General features: G+C 61.3%; 17 protein-coding genes and 1 pseudogene. 8 read left to right on the forward strand and 10 right to left on the reverse strand.

The genetic code is table 11. The features are described 5' to 3' along the window. Positions 1-151: 151 nt before the first annotated feature. Positions 152-871, reverse strand: coding sequence for a CDP-alcohol phosphatidyltransferase family protein (locus AB6K10_RS07950; protein ID WP_339118385.1), 720 nt, complete (start codon positions 869-871; stop codon positions 152-154). Between the two features lie 259 nt (positions 872-1,130). Here AB6K10_RS07950 and AB6K10_RS07955 point away from each other — a divergent pair, with 259 nt between their 5' ends. The 4 genes and pseudogenes from AB6K10_RS07955 to AB6K10_RS07970 form a co-directional block, all read left to right on the forward strand. After that, the gene (locus tag AB6K10_RS07955; RefSeq protein WP_339118386.1) at positions 1,131-2,111 is read left to right on the forward strand and encodes a zinc-binding alcohol dehydrogenase; all 981 of its coding nucleotides are present in this window, start codon (positions 1,131-1,133) and stop codon (positions 2,109-2,111) included. A 35-nt stretch (positions 2,112-2,146) separates the two neighbouring features. Next, positions 2,147-2,545: a 6-carboxytetrahydropterin synthase gene (locus AB6K10_RS07960; RefSeq protein WP_159341429.1), complete on the forward strand. Its 399-nt coding sequence runs from the start codon at positions 2,147-2,149 to the stop codon at positions 2,543-2,545. Further along, complete coding sequence (locus AB6K10_RS07965) at positions 2,542-4,476, forward strand: glycosyltransferase (RefSeq protein ID WP_339118387.1); 1,935 nt, start codon at positions 2,542-2,544, stop codon at positions 4,474-4,476. Before AB6K10_RS07960 ends, AB6K10_RS07965 begins: the two co-directional genes overlap by 4 nt. 3 nt (positions 4,477-4,479) lie before the next feature. Next, positions 4,480-5,349, forward strand: a pseudogene (locus AB6K10_RS07970) (lysylphosphatidylglycerol synthase transmembrane domain-containing protein); the annotation flags it as partial. Positions 5,350-5,457: 108 nt separating this feature from the next. Here AB6K10_RS07970 and AB6K10_RS07975 read toward each other — a convergent pair. After that, positions 5,458-6,282, reverse strand: a complete 825-nt coding sequence (locus tag AB6K10_RS07975; RefSeq protein WP_339119606.1) for a RibD family protein — start codon at positions 6,280-6,282, stop codon at positions 5,458-5,460. A gap of 97 nt (positions 6,283-6,379) precedes the next feature. On the opposite strand from AB6K10_RS07975, the gene ribA reads away from it, so the two are divergent. After that, positions 6,380-7,483: a GTP cyclohydrolase II RibA gene (gene ribA / locus AB6K10_RS07980; protein ID WP_339118388.1), complete on the forward strand. Its 1,104-nt coding sequence runs from the start codon at positions 6,380-6,382 to the stop codon at positions 7,481-7,483. Here the strand turns inward: ribA and AB6K10_RS07985 are convergent. Genes AB6K10_RS07985 through AB6K10_RS08000 form a run of 4 tightly spaced genes read right to left on the reverse strand, consistent with a single transcriptional unit; the run spans position 7,480 to position 12,585 of the window. Then, positions 7,480-8,280, reverse strand: a complete 801-nt coding sequence (locus tag AB6K10_RS07985) for a creatininase family protein (protein ID WP_339118389.1) — start codon at positions 8,278-8,280, stop codon at positions 7,480-7,482. The genes ribA and AB6K10_RS07985 overlap by 4 nt on opposite strands. Positions 8,281-8,315: 35 nt before the next feature. Further along, entirely contained in the window at positions 8,316-9,119 is an 804-nt protein-coding gene (locus tag AB6K10_RS07990; RefSeq protein ID WP_339118390.1) for an FkbM family methyltransferase, read from the reverse strand. Beyond that, complete coding sequence (gene mdoH, locus AB6K10_RS07995) at positions 9,120-11,090, reverse strand: glucans biosynthesis glucosyltransferase MdoH (RefSeq protein ID WP_339118391.1); 1,971 nt, start codon at positions 11,088-11,090, stop codon at positions 9,120-9,122. Next, on the reverse strand, positions 11,083-12,585 hold the full coding sequence (locus AB6K10_RS08000) for a glucan biosynthesis protein G (protein ID WP_339118392.1): 1,503 nt from the start codon (positions 12,583-12,585) through the stop codon (positions 11,083-11,085). Before AB6K10_RS08000 ends, mdoH begins: the two co-directional genes overlap by 8 nt. A 203-nt stretch (positions 12,586-12,788) precedes the next feature. Here AB6K10_RS08000 and AB6K10_RS08005 point away from each other — a divergent pair, with 203 nt between their 5' ends. Both AB6K10_RS08005 and AB6K10_RS08010 read left to right on the forward strand, forming a co-directional pair. Further along, positions 12,789-14,384, forward strand: a complete 1,596-nt coding sequence (locus tag AB6K10_RS08005; protein WP_339118393.1) for an alkaline phosphatase — start codon at positions 12,789-12,791, stop codon at positions 14,382-14,384. Next, positions 14,381-15,790, forward strand: a complete 1,410-nt coding sequence (locus tag AB6K10_RS08010; RefSeq protein ID WP_339118394.1) for a mannose-1-phosphate guanylyltransferase/mannose-6-phosphate isomerase — start codon at positions 14,381-14,383, stop codon at positions 15,788-15,790. The genes AB6K10_RS08005 and AB6K10_RS08010 overlap by 4 nt, the downstream gene beginning before the upstream one ends. 10 nt (positions 15,791-15,800) lie before the next feature. Here AB6K10_RS08010 and AB6K10_RS08015 read toward each other — a convergent pair whose 3' ends face one another. The 4 genes from AB6K10_RS08015 to AB6K10_RS08030 form a co-directional block, all read right to left on the reverse strand. Next, positions 15,801-16,151 (reverse strand): DUF4870 domain-containing protein, encoded by a 351-nt coding sequence (locus AB6K10_RS08015; protein WP_159341438.1) that lies wholly within the window; start codon positions 16,149-16,151, stop codon positions 15,801-15,803. An 11-nt stretch (positions 16,152-16,162) separates the two neighbouring features. Beyond that, positions 16,163-17,095, reverse strand: coding sequence for a lysophospholipid acyltransferase family protein (locus tag AB6K10_RS08020; protein ID WP_339118395.1), 933 nt, complete (start codon positions 17,093-17,095; stop codon positions 16,163-16,165). 3 nt (positions 17,096-17,098) lie between these two features. Continuing rightward, the gene (locus AB6K10_RS08025) at positions 17,099-17,503 is read right to left on the reverse strand and encodes a DUF4870 domain-containing protein (RefSeq protein WP_159341440.1); all 405 of its coding nucleotides are present in this window, start codon (positions 17,501-17,503) and stop codon (positions 17,099-17,101) included. 117 nt (positions 17,504-17,620) lie between these two features. Continuing rightward, positions 17,621-18,004 carry a glyoxalase/bleomycin resistance/extradiol dioxygenase family protein gene (locus AB6K10_RS08030; RefSeq protein ID WP_062373496.1) on the reverse strand — a complete coding sequence of 128 codons (384 nt, stop codon included), beginning with the start codon at positions 18,002-18,004 and terminating at the stop codon, positions 17,621-17,623. A gap of 40 nt (positions 18,005-18,044) precedes the next feature. Here AB6K10_RS08030 and AB6K10_RS08035 point away from each other — a divergent pair, with 40 nt between their 5' ends. Continuing rightward, the gene (locus AB6K10_RS08035) at positions 18,045-18,683 is read left to right on the forward strand and encodes a class I SAM-dependent methyltransferase (protein ID WP_339118396.1); all 639 of its coding nucleotides are present in this window, start codon (positions 18,045-18,047) and stop codon (positions 18,681-18,683) included. Positions 18,684-18,747 lie beyond the last annotated feature (64 nt).

Here is an 18,747-nt window from a genome sequence, read left to right on the forward strand (position 1 = left end):
AGCGAACAAACATAGCTTTGGCTAACAATGTGTCTACTAGCTGATTTTGTTGGTGTTTTGACGTTTAGTTGCATAGTGGTTAAATGAAAAGCCGCCTGATTGAAAACGTCAGGCGGCTTTTTAAAGACGCATTATTTAACGCCGAATAAAATTAGCGATGTTGATACAGCCACTTAACATCCACGCCGAAAGAGTAAACCAGCGTGACTAACGCGCTAAACGCAAGCAGCCCTGCTAACAAAGGCGAAGTCAGTGGCGTTAACGCCAACAGCATCGCCACGACCTGCCAGACGCACACGGCTTTGCGGCGGTAGCTCTCATTAAGCGGTGCATCCAGCCAAGGGAAGGGAAGGCTAGCGGCCACGAATAAGTAGCGCATGCCGCCAATCAGCAGTACCCACAGCCCCAGCCCCTCTTCCATGATCAAGCCAACACAGAGCAGCATGATCAGCAGGGCATCCAGTTCCATATCGAAGCGCGCGCCAAAAGGCGAGTGGCTTCGGGTGCGGCGGGCAATCCAACCATCCACGCCGTCCAGTAGTAGAGCGATGACCGAGACACCCAGCCATAGCCAAATGGCATCGATGAAAGCGTCATTCACCAGCGCGCCCGCAACCAGAGCGACCAGCACCGCGCGCCCTAGTGTCACCCGGTTGGCCCAACCTAGCGGGCCATGGGGCCAAAACACCAAGATCAAACCGCTGATGAGCGTATAGAAGATACCGGCTGCCCACCAGTTGGCGGCGCTTGCCATGAGCGGCGCGAGCAGCATGCCCATACCCACGAGAAACAGCGCGCCTATTAGCAGCTCGAGACTGCTGAACAGCCGCTTGGGCAGTGGGTAGGAGGAGGAGTTAGAAACAGGCGGCATGGTGGCTCACGAAGCGGCGCGGTCGTCCGCAGTTGAAATTAGTGATGCAATAATTTATCTATGTACCATTATTGTATAGGGTGTATGGTGGTTAGCATCCCGAAAAGTTCCCCACTTAAACAATGTTGAAGGTTGGCAAGCGTTAATAGACCGATTGCTTTTCTACGCTAAGCTATAGGTGAGCCATTGAAAAGTCGCCATATCTTAGTAACGTTAAGATCAACGGATGGAAACAGCGCTTCAACGATAAGGAAATGTCATGTCGGCGCCTGATACGGCGGTGGCCTTTTGGGTAACGCACCCAGGTCACGGCGAACTGCAGCAGGAAGAGCTGCCCACAATAGATACATCAGAAGTGCGTGTTCGTGCCCTGTATAGCGGCGTGAGCCGCGGCACGGAATCTCTGGTGTTTCATGCCCGCGTGCCGGAAAGCGAAACTCAGCGGATGCGCGCTCCTTTCCAGGCCGGAGAATTCCCCACTCCGGTAAAGTACGGTTACTGCAGCGTGGGTCGTGTGACTCACGGCCCTGATTCACTTCTCGATAAAACCGTGTTTTGTCTTCATCCCCATCAGGATCACTACGTAGTGCCTGCCGACAGCGTGGTGCCGGTCCCTGATGACGTACCTGCCCAGCGCGCCGTACTCACTGCCAACATGGAAACCGCCCTCAACGGCGTGTGGGATGCCAACCCCATGTTGGGTGAGCGCGTCTGCGTGATGGGCGCAGGCGTGGTGGGGGCGCTGGTGGCGTATTTGTGTGCGCGCATTGCGGGGGTCGAGGTCACGCTGGTCGATATCAATCCCGAGCGTGAATCTCTGGCTCGTGCCCTCGGTGTACCGTTTGCCCTGCCTGAACAAGCACCCAACGATCAAGACTGCGTGATTCACGCCAGCGGCCACCCGGACGGTCTGCGTCTGGCCATGGAGCGGGTCGGCAATGAAGGGCGTGTTATCGAGATGAGCTGGTTTGGCCAAGGGGAGGTGGCACTGCCCCTCGGCGGGGCTTTCCATTCCCAGCGGCTGACTTTGCGCGCGAGCCAAGTGGGTCAGCTGCCTGCCAAGCTGCAACCGCGCTGGAACTATCGCCGCCGTTTGAGCGTGGCGCTACGTCTGTTGGCGGACCCCGCCTTAGAGGCGTTGATCAGCAGCGAGTGCGATTTTATCGATTTTCCTGAACGAGCCCCGGCGCTGTTTAGTCCACAGAGCACGGCGCTTTGCCACCGAATTCGCTACCCCTAAACCCCTTAACCGTTAGTTTCCGACTGGAGTTGCCCATGTACCGTTTATGCGTCCGCGATCACTTCATGATTGCCCACAGCTTCAAAGGCGAGATCTTTGGCCCGGCCCAGCGCACCCACGGCGCTACCTATGTGGTCGATGTCGTGTTTCAGCGCCCAGAGCTGGATCAGGATGGCTTGGTGATCGACATTGGCCTCGCCAGTGAGACCGTCAAAGAAGTGCTGGCCAATTACAACTATCGCAACCTCGATGAGGTCAGTGAGTTTAACGGCCAGAACACCACGACGGAGTTCATGGCGAAAGTGATTTTTGACCAGCTCGCCGCTGCCATCAAAGCGGGCCGTATGGGCGAGACCGCCAAAGGCCTGACGCAAATGGACATCAAGCTACATGAATCTCATGTGGCCTGGGCCAGCTACGAAGGGGCACTATGAGCCAGCGCTTTACCTTACTAGTAGCAGGTGATCCGGACCAGCGTACCGGTGGTTATATCTACGATGCGCAGATCGTTGCCGCGCTGCGCGAACAGGGCCTTCAGGTGGACGTGGTCGGCCTGGACGGGCGCTTTCCGCAGGCCGATGCAACGGCCAAACGTGCGCTTGATAGCGCGCTGGAAACCCTAGCCGATGGCGAGCGCGTCATTATCGATGGCTTGGCCATGGGCGCACTGCCCGATGTGGTGGCCCGCCATGCGGATCGGCTGGATATCACATCGCTGCTGCATCACCCGCTGGGCGATGAACAAGGGCTCTCAAGTGACGAGCAGCAGTATCTTCATCGCAGCGAGCTGACGGGGCTGGCGGAGGTGGCGCGGGTCATCGTCACTAGCCGCTTCACCGCCCGCCGTTTGAGTGAACTGGCCAGCGATTACTCGCTGCCCATTACTGCGCCCATTACGGTGGTCGAGCCGGGCGTTGCCCACGCGCCGGTCAGCCCCGCACCTGCGCCGGGTGAACCCATCCGCCTGCTGTGCGTGGCCACGCTCACGCCGCGCAAGGGACAGGATGTGCTGGTCAAGGCGCTGGCGCGCGTGAATGGCGACCAGTGGCAGTGTGACTGCTACGGCGGGGCCCGCGATATGGCATTTAGCGCTAGCGTGCAGCAGCTCATTGACGAACATCGGCTTGCCGAGCGCGTCACTCTCCACGGTGAGTGCGATGCCGACACCTTGGAGGCCGCGTACCAACGTGCCCATGCGCTGGTGCTGCCTTCTTGGTACGAAGGTTACGGCATGGTGGTCACCGAGGCGTTGGCCCACGGGCTGCCGGTGATTACCACGACTGGTGGCGCTCTGCGCGATACCCTACCGGAAGGCGCAGGCATCAGCGTCGCTCCTGGCGATGTGGAAGCACTTAGCGCTGCGATTGCTAACTTCTGCACCCATGAGGCGCTACGTACCGAACTACGTGCCGGGGTAGCGGTGGCGCGAGGCGCTCTCAACGACTGGCAGGCCGCTGGCGTTGAGTTCGCCAAGGCGTTGAATGGCACAGGTACGCCCGACCTCTCGGCGGGCAGCCAGTTTGCGGCCAGCTGGCTCACGCTGCGGGAAGCGGTAGATAGTCACGCCCGCAGTGAAGCGCTGGTCAACCGGCTCGATGCGTGGCTATCCATGCGCGAAGCGCCGGTATCGCTGGCAGATTTAGGCTGCGGACGGGGCAGCAATATGCAGTTTCTCGCGCCTCGACTGAGCACTGCGCAGCGGTGGGCGCTGTTCGACCACGACGACGCCCTGTTACGAGAGGCGCGCCGTCGTGCCCTGCCGCTTCATGATGCGACGGGCCAGCCGCTGAACGTGGAAACCCACTGCGCGTCGCTTGCGAATCTCGATCACTCGGCACTGAAAGTGGCGGATGTCGTCACTGCTTCAGCGCTCATCGACTTGGTGTCTCAGCAGTGGATCGACACGCTGGCACAGCAGTGTGCCGCGCATCGTCAAGCGCTGCTAGTGAGCTTGAGCGTCACCGGCGAGTGGTGCTTTACCGATGCGGATCAGCAGCCCATCGACGACCCGGAAGACCGCTTTGTGCTGGGGCTGTTCAACGCCCATCAGCAGCGGGATAAAGGGTTGGGCGAGGCGTTAGGCGGCGAGGCTCACCGAGCGCTCTATCACGCCATGGCGGAGCAGGGGTACGCGGTGGAAGAGGCCGCTACGCCTTGGCAGCTCGCCGCGGGGAGCCATGAGCAGCAGCCGCTCGTCAGCTCGCTGATCAATGGCTGGGCGGAAGCGGCCACCGAGCAGGCGCCGGAGGCGGCAACGCGGATCGCCGAGTGGCGCACCGCACGTCTGGATGCCGTGGAGCGTGGGCAGGTGGGCGTTTGGGTGGGCCATCGTGATCTGCTGGCGCTGCCAGCGGAGCAGGGCTAGCCCATGCCTGCCGGGCACTTTCTGCGTCGGCCTTGGGTGCAGCGCGGCATCGTCAGCGTGGCGCTGTTGGTGGCCGTGGCGCTATGGGTAGAGCCCGCTGCCGTTCTAGCCGAGGTGACACGCCTAGCGCCCGAGTGGGTGCTGGCGGCGCTGGCGGTCAGCGTACTACAGGTGATGCTCAGCGCGTGGCGCTGGCAGTTCACCGCCGGCCGGGTAGATGTGCCGCTGCGCTTTCGGTACGCCCTGCGCGAGTACTACTTGGCGCTGCTGGTCAACCAGCTGCTGCCGGGCGGCGTGTTGGGCGATGCTGGACGTGCCCACCGTCATGCTCGTCAAGCTGCGTCCAAGGGTAGCGCTTGGCGGGCGGTGGTGATCGAGCGGGCGTCTGGGCAAATGGCGGTGGCGCTGCTGACCTTGGTGGCACTGCTCACTTCGCCGCTGTGGCACGCTGCGCTGGGCGGTACGGGTCTGCTCGTTCTGGCTGCGGGGGTGGTCGCCTTGGTACTGGTGGTTGCCGCGCTGGGAATATGGTGTCGCCGCGAGCGTGGGCCGACACTACCGTCCTGGTGCGTCGCGCTGGGGCGGGATGTGCGTCGCGGGCTGCTGGAGCGCCGGGTATGGCCACTGCAGTTGGCCTCGTCGCTGGCCATCGTGATCAGCTACGGACTGGTGATGGTCTGCGCCGCTCGTGCCATTGGCAGCGAGATGCCCGCTCTGGACATCTTGGCGCTGGCACCGGTGCTGCTGCTGGCCATGTTAGTGCCTCTCTCGATTGCCGGTTGGGGGCTGCGGGAAGGAGCCGCAGCGGGTATTTGGGTGCTGGTCGGTCTGCCCGCTGCTCAAGGGGTGGCGGTCTCGCTCGCGTATGGCGTGCTGGTGCTGCTCTCCAGCCTGCCGGGCATTTGGGTAGCGTTTACCAAACGCGCTCACGCAACCCCTTCGTCTGGCTCGACCTCGTTTAATCCAGCCCCGACCGGTGGGTTAGACGGCACCCAGCTCCACGTCGAACAGCGTGTCATCGCCACACCGGAACGAGCGCATCGTGGGGCGCAGCGCACTCTCCAGCGTCTCGATGGGCGTCATTTGCAGGCCGGGCCTGCCGGAGCCGATCAGCAGCGGGGCCACCATCAGGTGCAGACGGTCGACACACTGCGCTTCGATGAACTGAGAAATGGTGACACCTCCGCCTTCTACCAGCACGCGTTTAAGCCCGCGTGTCGCCAGCAGTGCCACGACCGCCGACGGCTCGAACTGCCCGCGGGCGTTCAATGGCAGCACGCAGCGCTCCGCGTGGCTCGGTGCAGGCGTCGCGTCTGGCCCGGTGATATGCAGGGTCTCGACGTCACTGCTGCGAAACAGCGCCAAATCGCCTGGCACGCGCCCGCGCGGATCAAGTACCACCCGGGTCGGATGGCGGCCGTGGACGTGGCGTACGGTGAGCTGGGGATTGTCGGCGGCAGCGGTACCCGCGCCGACCAGCACCGCATCGGCCAGGGCGCGAAGGCGGTGCAAATGGACGATGCTGTCATGACCGTTGATGTAGTGGGAGTGCCCGCTTTCCGTGGCAATTCGACCATCCAGACTCTGCCCCAACTGGGCAACTACCCAGTGGGGGCGCAACGCCAGCGGCGTCAGGCAGTCCAACAGCATCTCGGCCTGAGGCGTCACGGTGTGTGGCGAGTGCCACCGACCGTCGCTGGTGACCGTCAGCGCCGCCGTGCTGGAAATTCTCTCGCGCTGAGCGAGCAGCCACTGCCACGCGGTATCAAGATTGATCGAATGGGATGTACTACTGGAGTCGGGCATGACGCCTCCACACTGAAAATAACCTCAGATCATGCGGGGCCATGTTGCCCAACGCAAGCAACCTTTGCCCATATCATTAGGCAACCTGGAGGCCTACATGTATCAAATTGAACGCGCTATTTTCGATATTCGTCGTGGTTTACCGGTCGTGATCAGCAACGGTGAGCAGCGCCTTCTCGTTCAAGCACTAGAGGGCAGCCGTTCGGTGGATACCCTGGCCCATTTATCCGGGGCGCGTCCTGCGCTGGTACTCACCCGCCACCGCTTGGAAGCCATGGGATTATCGCTCACTGCAGAAGCCGCTTGCCTACCGCTGGCGGAGCAGGTGAGCGAAGGTGAGCTGCATCAGTTGGCCGTTGCCCACTCCGGCAGCATACCCAACGCGCTATTGAGCGGACTGAAACCCGCAGGGGCCGCCGAACGGGGCGCCGTGGCATTAATGCGCCGTGCGCTGCTGATCCCCGCTGCTTTGACCGCAGTGGTCAGCGAAGACGCCCAGGCCGCTATTGCCGAGCAAATTGCCCAGGGGCGGCTATTGGAGGTCAAGGCTGAAGAAGCGCAGAAGTGCTTGGCGGGCGCACCGGGCATGCTGAAGCGAGTGAGCGAGGCGAGTATTCCGTTGGAAGACGCCCCGAACAGCCGCTTTGTGCTGTTCCGTGAACCGGATGGCCTGCGCGAGCACGTGGCGGTCGTGATTGGCCAGGTAGAGGCGCTGGAAGGCCCGGTGCCGCTGCGGATGCACTCCGCTTGTTTGACCGGCGATCTGTTTGGCAGCCTGCGCTGCGACTGTGGCGAGCAGCTTCGCAATGCCGTGGCGGATATCCAGGCCATGGGGGGCGGCGTGCTGCTCTATTTGGCCCAAGAAGGGCGTGGCATTGGTCTAGCGAACAAGCTGCGTGCTTACACCCTGCAGGATAGCGGCCTGGATACCGTAGATGCCGACCAGGTGTTGGGGTTTGGCGACGACGAACGCCAGTACGCCGTGGCAGTGGACATGCTGAATGCACTGAATATCGAGCAAGTGCAGCTACTCACCAATAACCCGCTGAAGATGTCAGCCCTGAAAGAGGGCGGTATCGAGGTGGTATCCCGCCAGGCGTTGTATGGCAGCGTGACGGACCACAACCATCGTTACCTGAGTGCCAAAGCCAACCGGGCGGGCCACTTTTTGGACGAAGTGCTCGAAAGCCGCGGCCGTTAACGTCTGCCCGCCGCGGGTACTTCCAGCGGCGGTAGCTGTGCGGTTTCCGTAACGACTTGGGCAAGCTGCATGGCGTAGTGATCCACGAGGCGTTTACCCAGTGCAGCGTTGGCGTGGCTGGCATCCCCGGCCACGCCGTGCTCGCTTAAATCCTCCCCTAACCAGGCAAAGGCGGCGCTGCCTTCGGGGCTCACCAGCGCGCCTGTCGCAGGAGTGGCAGGGGCGGTGGGGGAATAGCCGTCTAGAGTGACGAGCTGCGGTGCCAGATGCTGCATCATGGCGGTTTCGAGCAGCCCGCCGTGCAGCCCGTAACGCAGCTCTTCGGCGTTCATCGCGCCTTCCAGTGGCGGTAGCCGCGTGTAGGTCGCTTTGACCACGCGCATGTGGCAGCGCCGCCGGAGTGTGAGGGCCGCTAAATCCATGACGGCTTTATTGCCGCCGTGGCTGTTGATCAGTACGAGCTTACGAATGCCAGCGCGAGCAATGCTTTCGCCGTAGGCTTCGAGCGTGGCAATGGCCAGCGGGGCGGGTAGGCTCAACGTGCCCTGAAAGCTTGCATGCTCATCGCTGGCGCCCACGGCCATGGCGGGCAGGCACACGACGTCCACGCGAGCATCCTGCGCGTCCAACCGTTCCAGCATCGCCGCCTGCAAGCCTTCACCGATGATGAGGTCGGTGCCCAGCGGTAGGTGGGTGCCGTGTTGCTCGATGGCCCCCAGAGTAATGACCGCGACCGGGTCGCGTTGCGATAGGGCGTGAAGCTGAGGAGCGGTCAGGTGCTGCCAGTGATAAACCATGAACATCCCGTTTGCGATAAGGTGATTAACGTGTGTCATCCAAGGGCCGCGCCGGGCTTGACACACGTGTTTGATAATAGCGCGTGGTCGCTGCGACAGGCGTAAATGTCTCCCGAGGCAAGCTGATCGGCCCCTTCGGCAAGCCATGCGGCCATGGCAGCCGGCGTAAGCCAGGTATCGAAGCGGAACTGGCGCTGCTCACCGGCAATGGCGTTGAAGCGGTAGTCGCCCAGGCGCTGAATCTGCGCTAGGCAAGCGTGACTCACTTCGAGCATGCCCGCCACGAACTCCACGGACAGCGCGGCCACGGGATAGTTAAGCCCCTGCAGCACCTCCGCCTCGAATCCTTCCACGTCGATCTTGATAAATCGAGGCTCGCCGTAGCGGTCGATCAACGCATCCAAAGTGGTCATCTCCACCCGTAGCGTCTCTTCCCAGCGTACTCGCTGGAAGCCCGGGTTACGCTCGCCCACTTGGCGACGCCACTCGGTAGCGAGCGTCGAGAGCGTAGGGTTGCCCACGCTGATGGCAATGTCCGCATGGCCGGGGGCGGGGCCAACCGCCAGAGGCAGTAAGGTGATATGGGGACTTTTTAGCAGCCGTTGAAACCATTTGGCCAGCGCTGGCTGGGGTTCTAGCGCAATGACCTGCGCCCCCAGTGACTGAAAGGCGGCACTGCGGTCGCCCAAATGCGCGCCAATATCGAAGGCGATATCGCCCGGTGCTAAAAAGGGCTGGTAGAGCCGCTTCAAACTGCGCTGCCGCCCAGGCCGCCAGTATATGAACAAGGAGCGGGCCAAGCCGCTGGCACTACGAAGCTGTTGAAGCGTAGAGGGCATCTAATGGGGCTCCTTCGCCCGGGAAACGGCTGGCTCTTGAGAGGACTTGCCGGGTTTTAACAGTTGGCAAGGCATATCGCCATACAGCTCGTTGGGGGGCACGTTCAGCGTGAGATCGCCACGGGTATCCAGCGTTTGAGAGCTGCGCGCCGTCAGGTCGGCAAAGTCCTTGAGCAGTGCCGGTGTCAGGCTAATGCTGGGCGTGTGCAGCAGCCCTAGCCGGTGGCTGACCACGCCGCCCCAGGTGCCGCTGCTTGAGTATTTTACCAGCGGGGCAGCGGCCACGAGCCCAAGCCAAGCGGGGGTCAGCCAACCAAACGCCGATGGAGAGAACAGCGCCATCAGGCTTGCCCACAGCACCCCACAGAGCGTCATCCACCCAGTATGCCGCCAGGTTTCACGCCAGCTCAACGAGCGCTCGCCCCGGTGCTGAGTTTGCCAGTCGATGGCGCGGCCAATCAGCACGTTGATGATGAACAAGCTGTGCCACGCCATCATCAGCGGCGCAATCAGCGCGGCAAACACGATCTCGAGCAGCGTGCTGGCCACCAGCTTGAAGCGCCCGCCAAAGGCGTGGGGGCATTGGCAGATAGTCAGCAGTAATCCGAGCAGCTTGGGAGCCATCAGCATGCCTAGCGTGGTACTCAATAGCCATAGGGATAGCGCCTTGGGCAACAGTGGCTCTGTGGCACCGTCGAGTGCGTGGTAGCCCACCATGAGGCTGGTGCACACCAGCAATCCCAGCCACACCAGAGAGGATAAGTAGGCAAATGCACCAAAGAAGAAGTGCAGGCGACTGATAATGTGGAAGCCAGCGCCCGTCAATAGGCGCAGGTGCTGGAGGTTGCCCTGGAGCCAGCGCCGGTCGCGCTTGGCAAAATCGAGCAGATTGCTGGGCATGGCTTCGAAGCTGTTGCGCGACGCGCTGGCATGGGGGTTACGTCGAGACAGCGCTGCCGTTGCCGAGGTATCCAGCAGTACCTGCCAGCCGCCACGCCTTAGCAGGGCCGCTTCTACGAAATCGTGGCTTAAAAGCTCGCCCCCAAGCGGCGGTTTGCCGGACAGCGTTGGCAGCCCTGCGTGGGCCATGAAGGCGCGGGTACGAATGATCGCATTGTGTCCCCAGTAGTTGGCGGCGTCGCCCTGCCAAAAACTCTGGCCCGCTGCCAGCATGGGGCTATACAGCGCCGAGGCGAGCTGGGTAAAACGGCCAAACAGCGTGCGTTGCCCCACGGGAATGGGCACGGTTTGAATCAGTCCTACGGTGGGGTAGCGCTGCATTTGATGCACCATGTGCAGCAGGGTGTCGCCGCTCATCAGGCTATCGGCATCCAGCACGATCATATAGTCGTAGCGGCGGCCCCAGCGGCGGCAGAAGTCGGCAATATTGCCCGCTTTGCGCCCGTGATTGTTGGGGCGACGGCGGTAATGCACCGCGAGCTGCCCCGCCAAGCGCTGCTGTAGCGCGGCCACGTGAGCGGCTTCTTCGTCGGCTTGGGCGGGGTCTTGGGTATCGCTGAGAATGAACACTTCGAAGTGCTGGCCGATCACGCGCGCGGTGTCTTCGCCAGGTGCACTGGGCTGCTGAAGCAGCGAGCGGCAGGTGGCTTCAAGCCCCGCCATCGTGGGAATCGGGGGTTCGGCGTAAATCGGCATGACCAGCGCCGTGCGGCTGACCAAACGGCTGGCGGTTGGGCGCTCTGTCGTCACGCGTTTGAGACTGAGGGGGTCAAGGCGTAACGCGCAGATCACGAAACCACAGACGGCTCCCCAAAAGGCCAGCGCAATCCAGCTAAAAGTGAGGCCAAACAGCGTCAGCATGGCGATTTGCCAACCCAGCGCAAGGTTGTCGACCACGTGGACCATCGCTAGACAGCCTACGATGCTGGACCCGATGACCAGCGTGGCCAGCAGCGCACGCCGAGCGTTGAGCCACGGGATGGAGGGCGTCAGCGTAGGCACATCACGCATCGGGATACCACACGTAGTTCCAGGTCTCGGTCACGGGCTCACCGTCGCGCATCAGGCGCAGACGGATATCGCTGGGCTGGCGGCTGGGAGGCAGCCTGAACGTGGCGCGTCGACCGCTATTGGGCAGCACTTTGACCTGGGGCAGTAACGCTTCGCCCTCTCGCACGCTGATATCCAGCGTGAGTTCCGCATCGGCCGACAGTGCCTCCAAAGCACCGCCGGCAAAATCGACCACGAACTGGCGCTGCTCGGCGGAAGGCGAGTCCGCTTCACCCGGCACGGCGGCGCTGCCGTGACGGGTGCGAATCACTTTCCCCAGAGCGTGCCCTTCAGGCTGTTCGTTCAGGGTATAGGTGCGGTAATGCAGGCGCTGAGTGTCGCCAGCCTTGAGCGCGTCCTCAGCGACCCAGTAGGCCACGATGTTGTCGTGGGTTTCGTCCGGCGTGGGAATTTCCACCAGCTCAACGTGACCTTTGCCCCACGCCTCCAGTGGCTCGACCCACTGGCTGGGGCGGCGGTGGTAGTTGGCCTCTAGGTCGAGGTAGCGATCAAAGTCGCGCTCGCGCTGCATGAGGCCAAACCCTTGGGGTGCGTCATCGGTAAAGCTTGAAACGCGTACGGCCGATGGGTTGCTCAGCGGTCGCCAGATCCATTCGCCTTGCCCGGTATGCATCAGCAGGCCATCGGAGTCATGAACCTGAGGGCGGAAGTCATCCGGCCGTTGGGCGCTCGCTTCCCCAAAGGTGAACATGCTGGTCAGCGGGGCGATCCCGACTTTTTCGACATCGTCACGGGCAAAGATCTCGGCTTCTATTTCCGCTTCGGTGTGCTCGCCGGGAGTGAGGGTGAAGCGGTAGGCACCGCTCAGCGACGGGCTATCCATCAATGCCATCAGCGTGACGCTCTCGGCGTCGCTGTCCGGCGTGACCAACCAAAACTCGCGAAAGGCCGGGAACTCTTCGCCTTGAGACGAGGCGGTGTTGATCGCCAACCCTCGTGTGGATAACCCGTAGGCTTGATGCTGGCCAACCAGACGAAAGTAGCTGGCGCCGAGAAAGACGGCGAATTCATCCGCGTAGTCGGGGTTATTGAGCGGATAGTGGAGACGAAAACCGGCGTGTCCGCTGCCGCTCAAATCATGTTCGAGCAGTTCGCTGGCGTCGCCATCGTAGCGAAAATCGTCGGTGGTAAAGTCGAGAGGGACGACGTCGCCATTCTCGACCATGTTCAGCGCTACCGGCGTTTGAAATAGAAACCCGCTGTGGAAGAGCTGTAGGCTAAAGGGGCTGTCGTCGTGCCAGTAGGCACGTTCGGGATTGAAGCGAATTTGCCGGTAGTCATCGTAGTTAAGCGATTGCAGTGCCTCGGGCAGTGAAGACTCGGGCGCTTCATAGGGGGCATTGGCTAACTGTTGGGCACGCGCCACGACCTGTTGAAATACGGCGTCTTCGCTAGCAGTGGCGGGCAGGGCGAGTGCCCAACTCAGTGATAACATCCATTTTGCAGTCCTACGATAACCCATGGGCGAGTTCCTTTCGTGAGCTGATAGAGTGGACAACACGTCATTGTGTGAAATATTTAAACAAAAACTATACGCTTAACAAGTTGGGTCAAATATTAAGATTAAACGCAGCGACGCGCGTACGCCGTCAATCGGTTATACCGCTGATGCTCTCTACAACGCTAGTGGTGGAATGAATGCTTCGTCTCCTTGTCACGGCCTGTGCGCTGAACGTGCTATTGGTCGCCCCGTTGTGGTGGCGTTTTGGCACGCTATCGCCTTTGATCGCATGGGAAGCATGGGTCATCGCCTCCGCCATGCTGCTATTACCCCCTGGCCCATGGCGGCGCTGGGTGGGTATCGGGGTTGTTAGTGCCCTGGCACTGGCCACGGCGGCCAATTTGGGGGAGGCGGCGACTTATACGGCATTTGGGCGGCCGCTCAACCTCTACCTGGATGTGCCGCTGGTACGCTCCATTTACCACCTGCTAGTGGGTAATGTAGGCCAACTGGCGGCAATTTTCCTGATGCTGCTAGGCGGTATGCTGCTCCTTGGCTTGCTGTGGCTGATGCTGCGCCTATTACTGCCTGCTCGCCCCCCTAAGCGCCGAGGTGGGGTGGTTGTCACAGCCAGCGTGTTGCTGGTGGGTAGCTTAGGTATGGGCATTTTAGAGGCGAATCACCACCGCTTGGTTCCCCATGCCGCGCTGCCAATGGTCACGACGGCACGTTTTCAATGGGCGCAGATCCTCGATACCCATCGGGCCCGGCAGGCATTCAGTGAGCAGTTAGAAGCGTCTCCGTTAGCGGCGCAGGCCTTGCCAGGCTTGGCTGGACGGAACGTACTGCTGACGTTCATCGAGTCCTACGGCGTGTCTGCTCTCGATGATCCGCGCTATAACCGAACGCTGCTGCTTACGTTGGAAGACCTCAAGCGTCGGTTATCCAACCGTGGCCTGCATGTGGTGTCGGGGCTGGTGGAATCCCCCATCCGCGGTGGGCAGTCGTGGCTTGCCCACGCAACGACGCTGAGTGGCCGCTGGATCGACAATCAGCTCTGGTATCGGCTGATGCTGGAGAGCGGCCACTCGACGATGATCGATGACTTTCATGCCACCGGTCAGCGCACACTCAGCGTGATGCCCGCGATTACGTTGGCGTGGCCAGAGGGGCAGGCCTACGGCTTCGACCAAATCGCCGCAGCGAAGGATATCCCCTACGCCGGGCCGCCGCTCAACTGGGTGACCATGCCGGATCAATTTACCCTGGACTATACCCAGCGCGAGCTGTTGGGCGACGAGCCGGTCTTTGCGCAACTCGCGCTGATTTCCAGCCATGCGCCCTGGACGCCGGTGCTCCCGGTGCTGGAAAACTGGTCGCTGGTGGGTGACGGGAGTATCTATGCGCCCTGGGAAAACGCAGGCGATCCGCCCGAAGTGATTTGGCGAGATTTGGAGCGAATTCGCGATCACTACGCGTGGTCGGTGGACTACGCTGTTAGCGTGACCGGGCGCTGGGCCGCGCGAGTGGCCGATGAGCAAACGCTGCTGATTGTCTTGGGCGACCATCAGCCCGCACCGCTGATTACCGGCGATGACGCCAGTGCCGCGGTTCCGGTGCATATCATTAGCGGCGACCCGGCGTTGCTGGCACCGTTTAAACAGCGCGGTTTCGTGGAGGGTATGCTGCCTCCACTAGCGCGCCCGCAGGATGCGCCGCGAATGAGCCAGCTGCGCCACTGGCTGCAGCAGGACTTTGGCCCCTCGGCACTATCACCAAGGACGACACCATGATTCAACCGGTTATTTTGAGCGGTGGCAGCGGCACTCGGCTTTGGCCGCTCTCCCGAGAGCAGATGCCTAAACAGTTTTTGCGCTTAACCGGCGAACAGAGCCTGCTTCAGCAAACGCTCACTCGCCTTGAGGGCTTAACGACGCTACCGCCGATGCTGATGGGGCACCATTCGCACCGATTTTTGATGGCCGAACAGCTGCGTGAAGCCCAGCAGGAGGGCCAGATCGTGCTAGAGCCTGCAGGGCGCAATACCGCCCCGGCGATTGCCTGCGCGGCCCTGTTGGCGCGGCAATCCGGCGAAGACCCGCTGCTGCTGGTGCTACCCGCTGACCATGTTATTGGCGATGCAGCGGCGTTTATCGATAGCGTGCGGCGTGCCGAACCGCTCGCAGAGCAGGGTTATCTCGTGACCTTTGGCGTGGTGCCGACCCATCCAGAGACCGGTTACGGCTACATTGCCTGCGGTGACGCGTTGGGGGAGGGTCACCATCTGGCAGCATTCATCGAAAAACCCGCGTTGGAGCATGCCAAAGCGCTGCTTGAGCAGGGTGACACGCTCTGGAATAGCGGCATGTTCTTGCTAAGCGCCTCCCGCTATTTGAAGGAGCTTGAACGGCTTCAGCCTTACATGCTGGCCGCCTGCCAAGAGGCGGTGGCGTGTGCCCATCGTGATCTGGACTTTCTGCGCTTAGACGAACAGGCGTTTCAGCGCTGCCCTAGCGAATCGATCGATTACGCGGTCATGGAGCACTGCGCCCAAGCGGCCGTGGTGCCTTTAGACGCTCAGTGGAGCGATATTGGCAGCTTTGATGCGCTGATGGCGACGCACATCCCGGATACGGCTGGCAACGTGGTGACAGGCGATGGCGTACTGAGCGATACCCGCCGCTCGCTCGTGGTGGCGAACCACCGCTTAGTCGCCACGCTGGGTGTTGAAGACCTGATTGTGGTGGAGACCTCGGACAGCGTGCTGGTGGCCCGGCGCGACAAGGCGCAGGGCGTCAAGCAGCTCGTTGCGGCGTTGGCCCAGGCCGGGCGCAGCGAGCCGCATACCTCGCCGCAGGTACATCGCCCTTGGGGCAGCTTTCAAGCCATGGACAACGGCGAGCGCTACCAAGTGAAGCATATTACCGTGCGTCCTGGGGCGCGGCTGTCGCTACAGCGCCACCACCACCGCGCCGAACACTGGGTGGTGGTCAGCGGCACGGCCAAGGTGACGGTGGATGAACGCACGTTTTTGGTCAGCGAAAACCAGTCCACTTACATCCCCATTGGCGCGCTGCACCGCTTGGAGAATCCGGGCAAAATTCCGCTGGAACTGATCGAAGTGCAGTCCGGTAGCTACCTTGGCGAGGATGACATCGAACGACTAGATGACGTGTACGCGCGCCACAGCGACGAGTAATGGAGCGTACCTACCAGAGCCAGCTACCCGGCCGTGCCGGTGGCTGGCCTTTACGCACCGCCACCCAGCCGATAATGCAGCGCACGCCGAGCCATACCACCAGCAGCGGCCAGAGTAGCGTGCCGATAAAGATCAGGCTCAGGGTAAACGTGACGATAAAGTAGAGGCTGCCGATCCAGAACGTGCGGATCAAATAGCGGTAGTGCGCTTGCAGCCAGGGGGCCGCTTCTTTACGGTAGACATAGGCAATGATCACACCAATCAACAGGGTGACGTTGGCCGTGACGAGCCCTGCCAAATAGAGCGCATAAATAATTTGTGGCGGACGCGTATCCTCTTTGGGGAGGTATCGTTCAGTCATGGCCATCCTCGCTAGTAGAGACGGAAGTCGTTGGCATTAGGCAGCCCTTGCTGCTCTTCCACCACTTTGCGGTAGCGTTTGTACTCCCACTGATACTGCGCTGGGTCTAGCGCAATGGAAGCTTCGACGCTGGCATTTACGCCGGTGGCGGACGTGGCATCCTCCTCGCTATACACCTGCTCGTCGGCATCGAGAAAGTGAATCTCGAAGCCTTTGCCAGGAATGCGCAGAGCCACACCGGTGACTACCCGCGCTTGGGTGCGGGCCACCAGCTTGGGTAACAGCGTGGCGGTATAGGCATCGCGGCCATAGAACGGCGCAAACACGCCGCTGCCCCAATCCGGCTCTTGGTCCGGCAAAATACCAATCGCCTCGCTACGCTTCAGCGCTTTGAGCAGCGCCGCCACGCCCCGCGGGTTGGTGGGTACGAGTTTCGCGCCCATGCGCTCGCGGCCATGGCGGATAATCGGCTCTAAGTCAGCGATTTTGGGCGGTTCGTACATGGCGGTAAACGGAAAGTGGCTGGAGAGCCAAAAGTTCAGCACTTCCCAGTTGCCAAAGTGAGGCGCAAGCACGATCACGCCGCGCCCTTCGGCCCGGGCGCTATCCAACTTGTCGCGGCCATGTACCGCTAGAATACTGGCTTCTACCTTCTCGGGCGGGGCCATCCAGGCGTGGCCGAGTTCCAGCATTGTCGCGGTGGAGTGCTGAAGGCTCTGTTTGGCCAGGGATTGTCGCTGGTGGGCAGGCGCGTCGGGGTAGACCACCTCTAAATTGATCTCGGTCACCTGGCGCTCGCGCTTGCTAAAGCGGTACACCTGCGGGCCGACCAGAGCCGCAATGCGCCAGAGCCAGCGCACCGGCCAGCGGGAGAGCGTGCGCCATAGCGTTGCAATGGCGCGGGCTTGAAAGCGCGTCGTGGAAGGGGTTACCTGTTTAGTCATGGGTTACAGCAACCAGCTATCGACATTGGAGGGGGCGCGTTTTTCCTGTAGCCCCTTGAACCCTTTCACGCAGCGCACGATGAACCACACGGCCAGCGCGAGCAGCATGGGGAAACCGATCAGAATGAGCGTGAGCAGGGTGGCAACACTGCCGTACAGAAGGCCGATCCAGAAGGTGCGAATCTGGTAGCGGTAGTGTTCATCCAGCCAAGCCGGACCCTTGCCACGGTACACGTAGGCAATGATGACGCCGATCAGTGACGTAAAGCCCACCACAAAACTGGCGAGATAGAGGGCATAATTCACCATGGCCATGGTGGTGTCCGGGGGCGGGGTGGTGGCGGAGGTCTCGTCCGGCGTGGCGTGGCGGTCGACCACTTCACCTTCCAGCGGGGCGTCATCGCGCATGGGCGTTCCTTCTTTGATCAGGTCTATTCCAGCATCCAGCGGACACTTTGACTGCCCGCTATGATAGCGTGGGCGGGGCGACTTATCACCCGCAGGCCGCCCACGTCGGGGGCATACTTAACGGGCTGCCGGGCGGCAGATTTCCAGCAGGTTGCCGTCGGGGTCGCGCAGGTAAAGCGACTCGATGGGGCCGCTAGCCCCCTGACGGGCCACGGGGCCAAGCTCTACCTCGATGGCCAGCGCATCCAGGTGCTGCTTGAACTCGTCCAGCGGTAGCTGGCAGCGCAGGCATAAATCCAGGCTGCCCGGTGTCGGCGTGGCTGAAATGGGCGCGATATCGGTATCGGTTTGGTGCAAGCGCAGGGCCGTGTCACCCAGCATCAAGTCAACGCGCTGTGCGTCCCGATAACGCACATCCAGGCCCAGTACGCGAGAGTAAAAATCCACTGCGCGACCCATATCGGTCACGGTAACCACAAGATGATCCAGACCTGAGAGCATGCCTCTTTCCTTCATACAAACGTAAAAACCAGAGAATACGATGATGCGACGCTGTCCGCTATGCCACGCGCAGAAGCCTGCGCTGTACCACCAAGACCGTCGCCGCGAGTACTACCAGTGTGCCACGTGTGCGCTGGTGTTTGTGCCTAGTGAGCAGCATTTAAGTGCCGCTGACGAAAAAGCCGAGTACGACCAGCACCAAAACACGCCGCAGGATACGGGATATCGGCGCTTTTTGGGGCGTTTATTCACTCCGCTGGCGGCAAAACTGGCTCCAGGGGCAAAAGGGCTGGATTTTGGCTGTGGCCCTGGGCCCACGCTCTCGGTGATGTTCGAGGAAGCGGGCTTTGAGATGGACGTGTACGATATCTTTTACGCGCCCCATGCCGTGTCGCTTACCCGCCAGTATGACTTCATTACCGCCACCGAAGTGGTCGAGCACTTGGCGACGCCAGGCGAGGTGCTGGGTGAGCGTGTCGCGCAACTCGACCGCGGCGGCTATCTTGGGCTGATGACCAAGCGAGTGGCGAGCCAAGAAGCCTTCGCCCGTTGGCACTACATCAACGACCCAACCCATGTCAGTTTTTTTAGCGAAGCAACCTTCCGCTGGTGGGCGGCTGATCAGGGGTTGACAGTCGAATTTACTGGCAATGACGTGGTAATTTTTAGAAAACACTAATCTGCTTGCACAAGGGGCGAAAAAGCATTGACTTTGCGCCTCTGAAAGCAATAATTGCGCGCCC

Source organism: Halomonas sp. BMC6, from assembly GCF_964204995.1.
Lineage (GTDB): Bacteria > Pseudomonadota > Gammaproteobacteria > Pseudomonadales > Halomonadaceae > Vreelandella.